Below are 14059 nucleotides of genomic sequence, written 5' to 3'. Positions count from 1 at the left end.
TATGTTAGTAGCCTTCGGTAAGACTAACAACGTTTATCATGTCTCCACCATCTAACATAGCTCGTAGATTATGATAGAAAATAGAGGAGACGCGTTCGGTGTAATGTGCGGATGAACCCGCAATATGCGGCGTAACGATGACATTACTCATGCTCCAAAGGGGAGAAGTCGCCGGTAAAGGTTCCTGCTCGAAGACATCGAGCGCAGCGCCGGCAAGCTTGCCTTCTTGAAGCATTTGCGTCAATGCGGCTTCATCGATCACATCGCCGCGGGCAAGATTGATCAAGAATGCGCTTGATTTCATCAGGCTAAGATGCTCTTTCGTCACTAAGCCGCGTGTTTTTGGGGTGCTGGGGAGCAGCAAAACGACGAAATCGCTTTGGGCCAGCAGCTTGCAAAGCCCTTCATCACCGGAGAGAGTTGCATCGAAGCCAGGTTGAGGTGTGCCCGTGCGGTTAAATCCGATGACCGACATATCGAAAGCTTTCGCTTTGCGGGCAACGGCTTCACCGATTGCGCCGGCTCCCACAATGCCTAGCGTTTTACCGGCAAGTTCGCCTACGCTGATGCTTTGGTACCATTCTTTCTGAAGCTGGCACTCATACAGCGTATTTGATTTACGCACCCACTGCAGCATAAGGCTGAGCGTAAACTCACTCATCTGAATCGTATGTACCCCGCGCGCGTTGGTTAGTTTGATTTGCCGCTCCGTCAATTCTTGAAGAGGCAGCTTATCGACTCCGGCGGATAAGGTTTGCATCCATTTTAGCTTAGGAGCACTTTCAGTAGTGACCAGATCCGGATGAATCCGGCCGGCTGTCATGATAACATCAGCATCAGCAACGTGCTCCCGAGCTTCTTTTGAAGATCTATACCATTGGAATTGGCATCGCTCCTTTAGGTCCTGAGGCATTTGGTCCTGCATAAGAGAGAGATCCATATCCGTAATCGCGACAATTTTCATTTCTTCAACTCCTTTAGAGATTGTTAGGCAATTGGCTTGTCTGTAACTTTTAGTGTACAGCTTCACAGCAAATCTGGTAACATAATCTTGATTATACGATAAAACACCCTGAGGTATATACTCTCAGGGTGTTTCCTTGATTAATAATCTACATTCGGTGTGTAGTTGTTGTTTGCGTTCCAGAGCAGGAATTCGTCGACGCCGTTATCTTTCAGTGCGCGAATTTGTTCCTCCAGTTCATGTTTGCCATATTTAATGTAACCAGGAACCCAGGAAGCAGTGAAATCTTGAATCCAAGGGCGAACAACGGGCTTCCAGCCTTTTTTGTCAATGGCTTCCAACTTCTTCGTCGTATCTTTCGAAGCGCCGTTAATCGTCACATAAGGAGCGGCATCCGGCACTTTAGCGCCAAACCAGCCAGTGCTATAATGACTCGGATAAATCATTGGCGAAATGACATCGACATTTTGAGAAATTTTTTCAAAATCTTGACCGATGCCCTCGGCGGCAGGAACAGATGCTGCGTAGCCGAAAATATCGACTGATACACGAACGCCAAGTGGCTGTAATTGTTCTTTGGCATACTTGACGAAAGAAGCGACAGCATCGATACGCGGACGATCATCCTTCGTGTATTTGAGCGTATCGGCTCTTTTCTCGAAGCCTTCCGGGAACCGGACATAGTCGAACTGAATTTCTTTGAACCCGGCTTTAACCGCTTCTTTGGCTACTGCGATGTTGTAATCCCATACTTCTTTATTATATGGATTTACGAAGCTGTCGGGCGGGTTTTTGCCGTTGCCCCAAACGGTGCCGTCCGGGTTGACAAAGGATAATTCCGGTTTTTTCTTAGCGAGAATGGTGTCTTTGAAAACAACGATGCGTGCAATGGGATAAATGTTATGTTCGTTAAGGGTGCTCATCAAGCCTGGCATATTGCCGATAATTTTCTGGGTGGTCCCCATGGCATCCAACTCGGCATTGCCTGTTTCCCAAGTTATGTAGCCCCAATCGTCTTTGACATCGATAACCATTGCGTTCAGTTCTGTGTCATCCATCAGTTTCACAAGGGTGTTCAGTCGGGAGCCTCCGGCACTATGCGCCGTGGCATACACACCTTTAACCTTAGGTGCGTCTTTTTGCGGATCAATTTTGTTAACAGGAGCGAGAGGATCTGTTGGGTCTTGTGTTGGAGCAGGTTGAACGATAGCAACGGCATTTTTAGCATCCAAAGAGGCTTGAACGAGCTGCTCGAAGCTGGCATCCGGGTTAGCGGCAGTAACATTGCCCCAAATAAGGGCAAGTGAAGCAAGTAAAATGTCCATGATGTATAAGTCCTCTCTTATCTTGTTCTAGCTTTATTATAAAGCAAGCGGTACATGCCGCACAGAGGAAATTTGTAGAGAGCTGTAGAAAGAAGGTAGACGTTGTTGAAAGTTGATAAGCAAATTGTTTCTTTGTCTGGCGTTAACTTTTTTTACTATGCTTCAAGCGCTATTTTATTGCCCTATTTGCCCCTCTATTTACAAACAAAAGGCTATACAGCGGCAGAAATTGGATTGTTAATGATGATTGGTCCGTTCATCTCCATATTCGCGCAGCCCTTCTGGGGGTATGTAAGCGATAGATTCAATTCCGTGAAAAATATCGTTTTCTTACTATGGGTCCTCTCGTTATTGGGCAGTTTTGGACTATTTCTAACAAGTGGCTTCGGGCTTACGTTAGGCTTCATTTTGCTGCTGTATTTCTTCTTGCTGCCGTCAGTTCCGCTCATCGATAATTTGGTAGTGAAGTCAACCGCCGGGCGCGGAATGTCTTATGGATCTGTTCGGGTATGGGGTTCCATCGGCTTTTCAAGTGTCGCTTTAATTTCGGGACTGCTGCTTGACAAATTAGGCGGGGTAGCCAAAATTCCCTATTTTTATTGGGTTCTATGGATTTTTCCGTTCCTGCTCCTTGCCTTTATCAAGGATGAGAAGAGCACCGGACAGCGAATTACGTTTAATGCGATCGGCATTATTTTCAAAAGCAAAAGCTTCCTGTGGTTTATGTTAATGATCCTGGTTATTTCGATTCCGCATCGCATGAATGACGCACTGCTAGGTTTGTATCTCAATAAGCTCGGGGCTACGGATGCGATGGTCAGTTGGGCATGGGCGATTGCGGCATGCAGTGAAATCCCTGTATTTGCCTTAATAAATCGCTATATTCATCGCTATCATGAGCTGACCGTCCTCGGAATTGTCGCAATCCTCTATACGATTCGTTGGATTCTTTACTCGCTCATCACAGATCCATGGGTACTCATCGGGCTGCAAGTGACGCAAATGCTCACCTTCGCGGTGCTTTGGATCGTTGCTGTACAATACGTCGTTCGTCTGCTGCCGGAGCAGTTTGGATCAACGGGGCAATCGATACTTGCCATGGTGTTCATGGGACTTGCCGGAATTATCGGCGGCTCGATCGGCGGATGGTTGAGCGAACAGTGGGGGGGCGCCAGCATGTATGTGTTTGCGACCATTATGTCAGCAATCGCGGCGGTTATGTTCCTTGGGACACAGGCGGTTATGCGCGGCAGAAGCTGAATCATAAAATAAAAAGCACCCGGCATGCCGGGCGCTTTTTATTTGTGAACTTGTCCTGTTTCCGTATTCGTTACTTCTGCAGGATTAATTTCTTTACGGGCTTGCACAGGCTGATCATCAGAAGTGCTGTTACCGCCATTCCCATTCGTTGCATCCTTGAATTCACGAAACATTTTGCCAAAACCTCTGCCTAGCTCAGGCAGTTTATTAGGCCCAAACAAAAGAAGGGCGACAATTGCAATTAAGATGATGTGCCAAGGAGATAATGCTCCCATACCAGACACCTCCATTAATTGATCTTATGTACTATTATACCATGCTCTTATCATAACCTATATACCCTAATTATTACAAACTGGATAACAAAGAAGAAATAAATCGTGTCAAAATCAGAAAAAGACGCCCCTTAGTGATACAGGGCGTCTTTATGATGTTCCGAAATGCTGAATTGAATAATCTCCATGACGTCTTCTGCCTCGAGCGCCTCGATACCGAACCGGAGGACGATCTCGGAGTCCAGCTCGCAGCTGGTTAAGAAGGGGTACAACTCGGGTGTTAATTTCATCACAATCCTGGACAATTTGACTGTTTCCACAAGCATCACCCTTCCAATCATAAGATTAGAATAAGAACTACGCCTGAACCCATTCACGATGAAACCAGAACTATATGAAATTACAATCATTATAACACAATTTAATCCGGATGAAAGAGGCGTGTTACACGATTCAAGACTTCAGCTTGCGGAATTCGCCAACGACACCGACCGTTTCAACGATATTTACGAACGCTTTTGGATCGATTTTCTTAATAATTCGTTTTAGCTCAGCAAGCTCATAGCGGGTTGTGACCGTCATGAGCATATCATGCTGTTGTTTCGTATAAGCGCCTTCCGTCTTAACGACTGTGACGCCTCTTGGAAGCTGCAGCAGCTCCTGAGTCAACTCTTCCTTCTGTTTGGTAACAATGAAAGCCGTCACCTTCACATGGCGGATATGTACGGTATCGACGACTTTCCCGCTAATATAGATCGCTAACATGGAAAAAAGGGCGAGATCCCAATTGTGCTTGTAATAACCGAGCGCCACAATGACGATGCCGTTCATGCCGGAGAGAATTGTCCCTAACGGGAAATCGAATTTGCGCGTCAAAATTAAGCCAACGATATCAAAGCCTCCGCTGGACCCGCCGATTCTTAAAGTGATACCGCTTCCGATACCAATCAGTACGCCGCCGAAAACAGCGCCGAGAATAGGTTCCTGCGCAACGTAGTTCGTAGGCAGCACTTGCATGAGCCAGGTGGTTAGAATAACAGATGCGACACTGATCATGATGAATCTTCGGCCTATGGAGACCAGACCCCAAATCATAAGCGGTAAATTAAAAATTAAATATAAAAAGCCAATGTTCCAGTTCGTAAAATAACCGATAATCATGGCAAATCCCGAAACCCCGCCGCTAAGCAGTTGGTGAGGAATGAGAAACATGTTGAAGCCGACAGCAACCAGCAGAGCGCCAACAAAAATGATGAGGGCATCCAGCGCTTTTTTCAAAAAAAATCACCTCTAAAATAGTATGCAGCATAATGCAAGTATAATTCATTCTTTCAAAACTTCAATCATTATTTAACCTCTGTTCAATTAAAATAGTTGGAAATAAAAAAGCTGTGTCCATTTCGTGGACAACAGCTTTCAATTATGGACTAGCGCCTTTTGAAGGAGCCGGTCTTCTTCGATGTGCTCGGCTTGCTGGTTGAAGGTTTGCTGGTTGAAGGCTTCGTCACCTTATTCTGAGTGGAACCGTCGTTTTTGCGTTCGGTCGATGAGCTGCCTGAGCTTGGATTCGCTGTCCCGCTTTTGAAGGTCCCGGTCCGATCGGACGTTGTGGGCTTTTTATCCTTAGACGTATCGGTTGTTGGCGCAGTCGAATTGCCGCTTCCGGCATTATAGGTTGGCGTCCGTGTGTAACCTCTGTAATCATAAGATCCTTTATTATTATACCAGTTTCCTCCGAACAAGGATTGCAGCAGCGTGGCTGTCAAATATCCTTGTAAAAATGAGGAATCGTAATGGGTTTTGGCATACTCGATACTGTCTACCTGAACAAGGGTGTTCTTGCTTTCATTAGGATCCTTCTGAATGTTAATGACTTTATCGCTATAAACAAGGAACATCTGATCTTCGGATTCCTTGCTCTTTTCTTTCGGTGACTCTTTCGCGGCTATCTCTGTCGCAACGGTAGGGACATTCTTGCCTTCGACGGAGTAAACTTTCGAAAGGTTCGTGCCTTTGCCCTCCACGCTGACGAGCGGGTACTGATCTTTGATATAACGTACGGCATCAGCGCCACATCCGGTTAGTAGGGCGATAATTAATACGAAGGAAAGCCATGAAGTCCATCTTTTCATTGTAGAGTAAACCCTCCTTTCCGACCATGACTAAATGATAACATAGGTCGTTTAAGGCGTCGATTTTAAAAATTTAATCTGATTCCCTGGCGTGCGCTCACCTTCAAGGGCGATAAACTTGCCATCCTGCCATTGCAGAAAGAAATATCTGCGATCCGGGCCGAAATAGCGCCAAAAGATAATATCGTCTCCGCTGCGGAAATCGGTATTTCCTTCTGTTCGCGTTACATCATTACGGTGGAACTCCAGGTCGAATGTCACATCGCCGTCTAATTCAAGGCGGGTCGGGACATCATTGGGATCATCGAGTGCTCCTTCAATAAAGCTGCAAAGGAAACAGTCGTAGGTGCGTCCTTTTTCCACAATCAGACACTGAATATTTTTGCCGCTTTGCAAATAATAGGCGTAGCGGTGCGGAGCAAAACCGCGGTCGAAATAAACGACTTTACCGGATACAACGTATTCCTCTAAATCTACATTTACAATATCCCCAACCTTGGTATCCTCAAGCGGATTGCCAGCGGGGCTTGCATCCGGCACTTGTTTTTGGCTTCGTAAAATGCTGCTTACACGTTTAAAAATGGACATTGAAAAACTCTCCTCTGTTCCGAATGTTGTTCTACCATGTAATACGCTTAGCTTATGCGGAAGGTTTCGTTCTCATCATTCGTTCTGTTCATGAAAGCAGCCTCTGGTATTGTGCATATAACTTGTGCTATAATATTTTAGATGTTCTTAAGGGCGGCCCATTGGATCATGGAAGATGATGAATCGATATGTTATCCACCAAGAAACTATAGACACGGATAGGAAGTCGTACTTAAGGGTAAAAAAGATACAAGGCATTAGCCTGCCCTGTACAAAAGGAGATTGAATTTATTTGAAAACATTTCAGGAGTTTGGTTTAGAGCCGGCTATTCTACGCGCAGTAACGGAGATGGGGTTTGAAGAATCCACACCGATTCAAGAGAAAACAATTCCGTTAGCGATGGAAGGCCGTGATTTAATCGGTCAAGCACAAACAGGTACTGGTAAAACAGCAGCTTTCGGTATCCCGTTGATCCACAAAATTAATATGAAAGAAGAGCGGATTTCTGCTCTTATTATGTGTCCAACACGGGAACTTGCCATTCAGGTTGCGGAAGAGATTGAAAAGCTCGGCCGTTTCAAAGGCATTCGTTCCTTACCGATCTACGGTGGACAGGATATTGTAAAACAAATTCGCGCGCTCAAAAAGAAACCGCAAATCATCATCGGTACGCCTGGTCGTTTGCTTGATCACATCAACCGCAAAACGATTAAGCTTGACGATGTTCAAACGGTCATTCTGGATGAAGCAGATGAAATGCTTGACATGGGCTTCATGGATGATATCCAATCCATTTTGAAGCTCGTTCCGGAAGAGCGTCACACGATGTTGTTCTCTGCAACAATGCCGTCGAACATTCAACGATTGGCGCAACAATTCTTGCGCAATCCTGAGCATGTATCGGTTATCCCGAAACAAGTCAGCGCTCCATTGATCGATCAAGCGTATATCGAATTGCACGAGAAGCAAAAATTTGAAGCATTAAGCCGCTTGCTTGATATGGAAGCTCCGGAACTGGCTATCATCTTCGGACGTACGAAACGCCGCGTAGATGAATTAGCGGAAGCTTTGCAAAAAAGAGGCTATGCTGCTGAAGGTTTGCATGGTGACTTGTCCCAAAATCAACGCGATAACGTCATGAGAAAATTCCGTGACGGAAGCATCGATGTACTCGTAGCAACGGATGTCGCGGCTCGTGGTCTTGACGTCTCCGGCGTAACGCACGTTATCAACTTTGACCTTCCGCAAGATCCGGAAAGCTACGTTCACCGTATTGGTCGTACAGGCCGTGCCGGTAAAGAAGGTACAGCTTGGACGTTTGTAACACCAAGAGAGATCGATCACCTGCACTTCATCGAGAAAGTTACTCGCCACAAAATTAGCAAGAAGCCACTGCCTAGCTTGGCTGAAGCGATCGAAGGCAAACAAAAAATGACAGCTGAACGTATTCTTGATGTGCTTCAAAATGATGCACAATCCGAATTCAAAGGTTTGGCTATCCAAATGCTAGAGCAATACGATTCCGTAAACTTGCTTGCAGCGGCTATGAAGCTTCTGACAGGCGACAAAAAAGAATTAAATATCGAATTGACACCGGAAGATCCAATCCGTGCTAGAAAGAAAAAATTCGACGTGCGCAGCTCAGGCCGACGCGTTGGCGGCGGATACGGTTCAGGATCAGGAGATCGTCGTCAAGGCGGTTATGGTTCTGGTGGATCCGGCAGCTCCAATTCCCGTTACCCGCGTAAAGATGGCGGCAGAGATTACGGTTCAAACAGAGAAGGCGGAGAAGGACGCAGCTCCTCTTCCAGAAACCGCGAATACGGAAGTAACAATCCGGGCAACCGCGATCGTTCCAGAGCTCCTCGTAAAAGCGAAGACACACTAGTGAATAAATAAGGGGTTACCCCCACGATAATAAAGGCGGAGATCCTTGAGGGATCTTCGCCTTTTTACATAGAATGGCTTGACGTCTACCTATATGTTCAAAAATAAGCTATAATTAGAGCATAGTTGGCAAGACGAGCTGTTTGAGAACGCATGGATAATCAACGTAGAAAGTTTCCGGAAGGAAACGCTAAGGAGGAAGCGGTTTTGGAGTTTAGAGGAGTTATGGGAGGACTTTACAAGATATCAGAATGGATCATGCGTTTATCGGTGATTAATCTGTTGTGGATGTTGTGTTCGATTCCGGTTTTCTTTTTTGCTTTTATGGGGTTGGTAAGTACAACGCCAGACGGGTTGAAAGCCATGCTGCCAATCATTGCTATTTTGGCACCGTTTACTTTATTCCCGGCGACTACGGCTATGTTTGCCGTTGCTAGGAAATGGGTTACTGGAGAAGAAGATGTTCCTCTGCTCAAAACATTTTTCCGCGGATATAAAGAGAATTACGTACAGAGTATGGTTGGCGGCATTTTCTTTGTTATCATTTTCGTAATCATCAGCGTGAACTACTTCTTTTATTTGAAGCAAGGGAGTTCACTTCGAGTATTGGCCGTTTTATTTATTGCTTTTACGGTCATTATGATTATTGCCTTATTCAATTTCTTCTCGATCATGGTTCATTTGCACATGAAGATTATCCAAATTTTAAAAAATTCCGTCTTGATCTCCATTGGAAATCCAATCAACTCCATCGTTTTATTGCTTTGTAATGGAGCGATCTTCTACATTTGTGTAACGAAATTCAATTTCTTCCTCGTTGTTTTCTTTATGGGAAGCATCATGGCAACTTTTTCATTCTGGCAGTTTAACCGCAGCTTCACTAAACTGCAAATTAAGCAGCAAGAGCTGGAAGAGAAGGAACAACAAAGGCTTGCGGAAGCTGAAGAGGCTGAAAATAACAGCAATGAAGACGAAGCTGACAACGTAGATTCTACAATCGACTTGCATAAAAAGGATGAAAAAGAGAAAGAATAAACCTACCAGTTGATAATCAACCGGTACAGCATTATAATAAGAACTACAAAAGAATCCTGCGATGTACGTAACGGTTTTAAGTTGTTTTAAACCAATGACTGTTTCTAGGGAGACCTATATCGAAGTGTGGCTGACATGCCCTCGAAAGGGGACCTCAAATACACTTCTGCGGACACCCACCTGCGAGAGCGGGTTTGAAGCACAGAAACCGGACGGCATAAGCGGGTTTCTTTGCGTCTTTATACCTATAACAATAAAGCGGTTGAGCAGGGGATTCCTGTTCAACCGCTTTTTCCGTTCTTAGAAATTAGGAATGACCGGCAAGATTGCTTAATTGGTGAAACGTATGTTGAAGTGTGCCATAGAGACCGCGGTAAATTTGATAATAAGCCTCATACTTACTTTGATTATCGCTATTTGGTTCCACGCGGTCCGTGACCTGAATCCATTTCTCGCAAAGCGAGGTGATGTCGTCCCCTAGAACGCCGGAAGCCGCCATGATAGCAGCGCCATACGCAGGGCCGTCCGTGGAGTTGACAGTGACGACAGGGATGCCGAAGATGTCGGCGATCATTTGGCGCCAGAACGGGCTTCTAGCGCCGCCTCCGTTCACACGAAGCTCGGTCACTTCGACACCGGATTCCCGAATTAATTGAAGGGAGTCGCGAAGCCCGAACGTAATGCCCTCCAGAACGGCACGGGTAAGATGAGCCTTGCCGTGTCTAAGATTGAGCCCGATGAACGCACCGCGGGCTTTCGGGTCTGGGTGCGGCGTCCGCTCGCCGGACAAATAAGGCAAGAACAGCAAGCCTTCGCTTCCTAACGGTGCGGTGGAGGCTTCGGATGTCAAGATTTCGTAGACATCCTTGCCTTCCTGCTGCGCACGTTCCAATTCCTCGTGCGCAAAGTGGTTGCGCCACCACTGGAACGAGCCGCCGGCCGCCAGCATAACGCCCATACGGTGCCACTTGCCCGGCACGCCGTGACAGAACGAATGAAGCCTGAACGCTTCATCTACTTGATAGGTGTCGTCGTGAACGAAGACGACACCGGACGTACCGAGCGCCACCGACGCGATGCCTTGGCGGACGACGCCAACCCCAACGGCGCCGCACGCTTGGTCTCCGCCGCCGGCGACGATCGGCGTGCCTGCGGCCAGGCCGGTCAAGGCGGCTGCTTCCGGCAGCAGGTGCCCGGCTACGTCGCCGGATTCAAAGAGCGGCGGCAGCCATTCCAGCGGAATCTCCAGCCGCTCGGCGACGGTCTGCGACCAGCTGCGGTGCGAGACATCGAGCAGAAGCGTGCCGCTTGCGTCGGCCATGTCCATGCCGAACGCGCCCGTCAGGCGCAGCCTGATGTAGTCCTTCGGCAGCAGCAGATGCCGAACGCGTGCGTAGTTCTCCGGCTCATGCTGCCGGAGCCAAATGACTTTGGGCGCGGTGAAGCCGGTCAGCGCCCGGTTGCCTGTCAGTCGGCCGAGCTCGGCTTTGCCGACGGTCGACTCGATGTAGGCGCACTGCTCCGCGGTGCGCTGATCACACCAGAGCAGCGCAGGACGGATGACCTGCTGCGCCTCGTCAAGGAAGACAGAACCGTGCATCTGTCCGGAGAAACCAATCCCCGCGACTTCGCTGCCGGCGATGTTTGTTTTGGACAGGAGAGCGCTGATGCCTTGAATGGTGGCGTTCCACCAATCCTCAGGATGCTGCTCGGCCCAACCGGGATGAGGCTGTTGAAGCGGATACTCGACACTGTGGCTGCCGATGACAGCTCCCGTGCCATCCACAAGAATGCATTTAACTGCAGAAGTTCCTAAATCTAAGCCCATGAAATACGACATAAGAATTCACCCTTTGTTGATTATAATAGAATAATGTCCTGGCTAGTCTTTGTTTGTTTAATAAATATACAAAGATGACTTAACTACTATATTCGCAGGAAAAGGATAAATTCCTTCTTTTCGAAGTATGATTTTTTACTGCTGAGTCCGAAGAAGCTTGAGTATGAGGCGATCTCATTCCCACATCAAATGCATTTCATGCCACTCGGCCCCTCCATGCTCGGAGGCTGACGGGGAGAGGTAACAAAATCCGTTTTTTTCATAGAATGATATCAAATGCGCTTCGCACATTAAAACTATGCCCTTTAATCCTTCCTCTTTGGCTTTCCGGATTATCTCCTGGAGAAGATTCGTGGCGACGCCTTTCCGTTGATAGTTCGGATGTACGGCAATTGTTAACAAACAAAAATAACTTCCGTTAACATCATACTCGACACCTTGTTTAATGCTCTCATCAGAGAGGTCTTTATGATTCAGTCTCACACCATTTGCTACTCCGACGATTGGATGTTTGGAATCAGCCCCAGTTTCAGCCACAAGAAAATAGGCGCCGAACACCTGCTTTCTCATCTGAAAAGCTTCCAAAGTCGCCGCGGATTCTTTGGCATATACCGCAATTTCAATGTCATGAGCTTCGTGCAGCTCTTGATTATTAGCAATGGGACGAATGTTCATCTAAGGTGGAGCTCCTTTTTGTTGAGTTTTTCCCATGGGAAAATTTATTTCCTATGCACATAAGTGTTTGCCTATAGCATAGTATAGGTTTATATAGTATAATTCTAAATAAAAAGTTTCCTTAGGACAACATTATTGGTCTTACGAAAGAAGGGTATATTTATGGAAGTTGCTTATAAAGAATCTGAGCAGGAACGAAAAGGCTGGAAAAGAAAATCCCCGATGCCCAGCCTGCCTGAAGTTCATCAAAGTATGCAAGTGCCTAAGAAGGCGGGGTTTTTCCGGAAATTGCTTGCTTTCGTTGGTCCTGGTTACCTGGTAGCCGTAGGGTATATGGATCCCGGCAACTGGGCGACTTCCCTGGCAGGGGGTTCGCAATTTGGTTATACGCTCTTGTCCGTGATCTTAATTTCAAACTTGATGGCTATTCTCCTGCAGGGTTTAGCCGGCCGTTTAGGCATTGTTACGGGACGTGACTTGGCGCAAGCTTGCCGGGATCATTATAGTAAGCCTGTGTCGTTTGTGCTTTGGATATTATGTGAATTAGCGATTGCGGCCTGTGATTTAGCTGAAGTCATCGGCGCAGCGATTGCCTTGTATTTGTTGTTCGGAATTCCACTCATTTATGGTGTCATTTTAACGTCCATAGACGTTCTGTTAGTTCTTTTGCTGCAAAAAAGAGGCTTCCGTTACATTGAAGCAATGGTCATCAGTCTGATTGCCCTTATAACCTTTTGCTTCGTGATGGAATTGATTTTTTCGAGACCTGATTTTGCGGCTGTGGCAGCGGGCTTCATTCCTAGAACTGAAATTGTAACCAACCCTGCTATGTTATATATTGCTCTTGGTATATTGGGTGCGACAGTCATGCCTCATAATTTATATTTACATTCTTCAATCGTCCAAACACGTAAAATTGAACCAACGATTCAAGGCAAACGCGAAGCGATTAAATTCTCAACGATTGACTCTACCGTAGCTTTAATGCTGGCGCTGTTCGTCAACGCGGCTATTCTCATTCTGTCCGCAGCGGCCTTTCACTCGGCAGGCAAGCAAGTAGCTGAAATCCAAGATGCTTATTATCTGTTGGGGCCAATGCTCGGTACTGGCGCCGCGAGTATTTTATTTGCTGTCGCATTGCTTGCTTCCGGGCAAAATTCAACCCTTACAGGCACCTTAGCCGGTCAGATCGTTATGGAGGGGTTCTTGAATATCAGGCTCTCACCGTGGTTGCGCCGTTTAATTACACGTATGATTGCAATTATCCCAGCGGTCATTGTAATAGGCATTTACGGAGATAGCGGTGCTACGGATTTACTTATTTTGAGTCAGGTCATCTTGTCTCTGCAGCTTTCATTTGCCGTTATCCCGCTTGTTAAGTTTACTTCGGATCGCAAGAAGATGGGTGAACTTGTTGCGCCGAAGTGGATGGTAGTTTTAAGTTGGTTTGTAGCGATATTGATTGCGGTCCTTAATGCCTACTTGCTCTATGGCACCTTTTTCGGCAACTAATTAGTAAAACTCTGGTAACCCAGGCGATGTAATCCTATTGATTTCATTTTCCCTCTTTTTCTTATCTCTAAACAATGGTAATATAGAGAACAGTGTAGAAATGGCAAGCGGTCTAAATGCACTTCATTGAAGGGGGAAAAGGCTTTTGCTTAAGAGAACTTTAATCGGATTACTTCGCAGTCACGAAACGACCGGAGATAAAGCCAAAGATCCTTTGCTTAAAACAAGATACTATAAGCTTCCCAAAGATCAGGTATGGGAAGAGGTAACGGCCGTTCTGAAGAAAACGCCGGGTTACAAGCTGCTCCACGAAGTTCAAAATGTAGGCGAGATTCTCGCGGAACGCAGAACAATGACAGGCCGAACACAAGATGTTACATTGACCTTGTTTGCGATCAATCCCGTGAAAACTGCGGTGGACATTTATTCGGCATCCCGCGGTTCGATGGGGGATCTGGGCTCCAACTACCGCACGATTATAGATATTTATAAACAATTAGACCGTAAACTAGCTCAATATAAAATTGAAGGATAATAAAAACAGCAGGGAAGCATGGCCTCCTTG

Annotated in this window: 14 protein-coding genes and 1 other RNA gene; 6 read left to right on the top strand and 9 right to left on the bottom strand. The window is 46.5% G+C overall.

The features are described from left to right. Positions 1-4 precede the first annotated feature (4 nt). Positions 5-964: a D-2-hydroxyacid dehydrogenase gene (locus GC097_RS12530; RefSeq protein ID WP_171683626.1), complete on the bottom strand. Its 960-nt coding sequence runs from the start codon at positions 962-964 to the stop codon at positions 5-7. 140 nt (positions 965-1104) lie between these two features. Further along, complete coding sequence (locus tag GC097_RS12525) at positions 1105-2289, bottom strand: putative glycoside hydrolase (protein ID WP_171683625.1); 1185 nt, start codon at positions 2287-2289, stop codon at positions 1105-1107. A gap of 102 nt (positions 2290-2391) precedes the next feature. Here GC097_RS12525 and GC097_RS12520 point away from each other — a divergent pair, with 102 nt between their 5' ends. After that, positions 2392-3549 (top strand): MFS transporter, encoded by a 1158-nt coding sequence (locus GC097_RS12520; protein ID WP_246294170.1) that lies wholly within the window; start codon positions 2392-2394, stop codon positions 3547-3549. 38 nt (positions 3550-3587) lie between these two features. On the opposite strand, the gene GC097_RS12515 is transcribed toward GC097_RS12520, so the two are convergent. The 5 genes from GC097_RS12515 to GC097_RS12495 form a co-directional block, all read right to left on the bottom strand. Further along, entirely contained in the window at positions 3588-3824 is a 237-nt protein-coding gene (locus GC097_RS12515; protein ID WP_171683624.1) for a Sec-independent protein translocase subunit TatA/TatB, read from the bottom strand. Positions 3825-3955: 131 nt separating this feature from the next. Beyond that, positions 3956-4150 (bottom strand): hypothetical protein, encoded by a 195-nt coding sequence (locus tag GC097_RS12510; protein WP_079413795.1) that lies wholly within the window; start codon positions 4148-4150, stop codon positions 3956-3958. Positions 4151-4277: 127 nt separating this feature from the next. Further along, positions 4278-5102, bottom strand: a complete 825-nt coding sequence (locus GC097_RS12505; protein ID WP_171683623.1) for a YitT family protein — start codon at positions 5100-5102, stop codon at positions 4278-4280. A gap of 149 nt (positions 5103-5251) precedes the next feature. Beyond that, the gene (locus tag GC097_RS12500; RefSeq protein ID WP_171683622.1) at positions 5252-5956 is read right to left on the bottom strand and encodes a DUF4247 domain-containing protein; all 705 of its coding nucleotides are present in this window, start codon (positions 5954-5956) and stop codon (positions 5252-5254) included. A 51-nt stretch (positions 5957-6007) separates the two neighbouring features. Next, the gene (locus tag GC097_RS12495) at positions 6008-6544 is read right to left on the bottom strand and encodes a DUF4178 domain-containing protein (RefSeq protein WP_171683621.1); all 537 of its coding nucleotides are present in this window, start codon (positions 6542-6544) and stop codon (positions 6008-6010) included. Between the two features lie 292 nt (positions 6545-6836). On the opposite strand from GC097_RS12495, the gene cshA reads away from it, so the two are divergent. The 3 genes from cshA to ssrS all read left to right on the top strand — a co-directional run bounded on the left by cshA (position 6837) and on the right by ssrS (position 9699). After that, entirely contained in the window at positions 6837-8444 is a 1608-nt protein-coding gene (gene cshA / locus GC097_RS12490; RefSeq protein ID WP_281364288.1) for a degradosome RNA helicase CshA, read from the top strand. Between the two features lie 195 nt (positions 8445-8639). Further along, entirely contained in the window at positions 8640-9467 is an 828-nt protein-coding gene (locus GC097_RS12485; protein WP_171683620.1) for a YesL family protein, read from the top strand. Between the two features lie 50 nt (positions 9468-9517). Further along, positions 9518-9699: non-coding RNA, 6S RNA (ssrS, locus tag GC097_RS12480), on the top strand. A 75-nt stretch (positions 9700-9774) separates the two neighbouring features. On the opposite strand, the gene xylB is transcribed toward ssrS, so the two are convergent. Together xylB and GC097_RS12470 are read right to left on the bottom strand one after the other, a co-directional pair. Next, positions 9775-11295: a xylulokinase gene (xylB, locus tag GC097_RS12475; protein ID WP_246294199.1), complete on the bottom strand. Its 1521-nt coding sequence runs from the start codon at positions 11293-11295 to the stop codon at positions 9775-9777. Between the two features lie 186 nt (positions 11296-11481). Next, positions 11482-11982 carry a GNAT family N-acetyltransferase gene (locus tag GC097_RS12470; protein WP_171683618.1) on the bottom strand — a complete coding sequence of 167 codons (501 nt, stop codon included), beginning with the start codon at positions 11980-11982 and terminating at the stop codon, positions 11482-11484. A gap of 162 nt (positions 11983-12144) precedes the next feature. Between GC097_RS12470 and GC097_RS12465 the strand changes: the two genes are divergently transcribed. Together GC097_RS12465 and GC097_RS12460 are read left to right on the top strand one after the other, a co-directional pair. Further along, positions 12145-13494, top strand: a complete 1350-nt coding sequence (locus tag GC097_RS12465) for an Nramp family divalent metal transporter (protein ID WP_171683617.1) — start codon at positions 12145-12147, stop codon at positions 13492-13494. 145 nt (positions 13495-13639) lie between these two features. Beyond that, positions 13640-14029 carry a DUF1499 domain-containing protein gene (locus GC097_RS12460; RefSeq protein WP_171683616.1) on the top strand — a complete coding sequence of 130 codons (390 nt, stop codon included), beginning with the start codon at positions 13640-13642 and terminating at the stop codon, positions 14027-14029. The last annotated feature ends 30 nt before the right edge of the window (positions 14030-14059 follow it).

The organism is Paenibacillus planticolens (assembly GCF_013141725.1).
GTDB classification, from domain to species: Bacteria; Bacillota; Bacilli; order Paenibacillales; family NBRC-103111; genus Paenibacillus_E; species Paenibacillus_E planticolens.
Note: the sequence above shows the minus strand (reverse complement) of the source record. Positions and strands in the feature narration are given on the sequence as shown.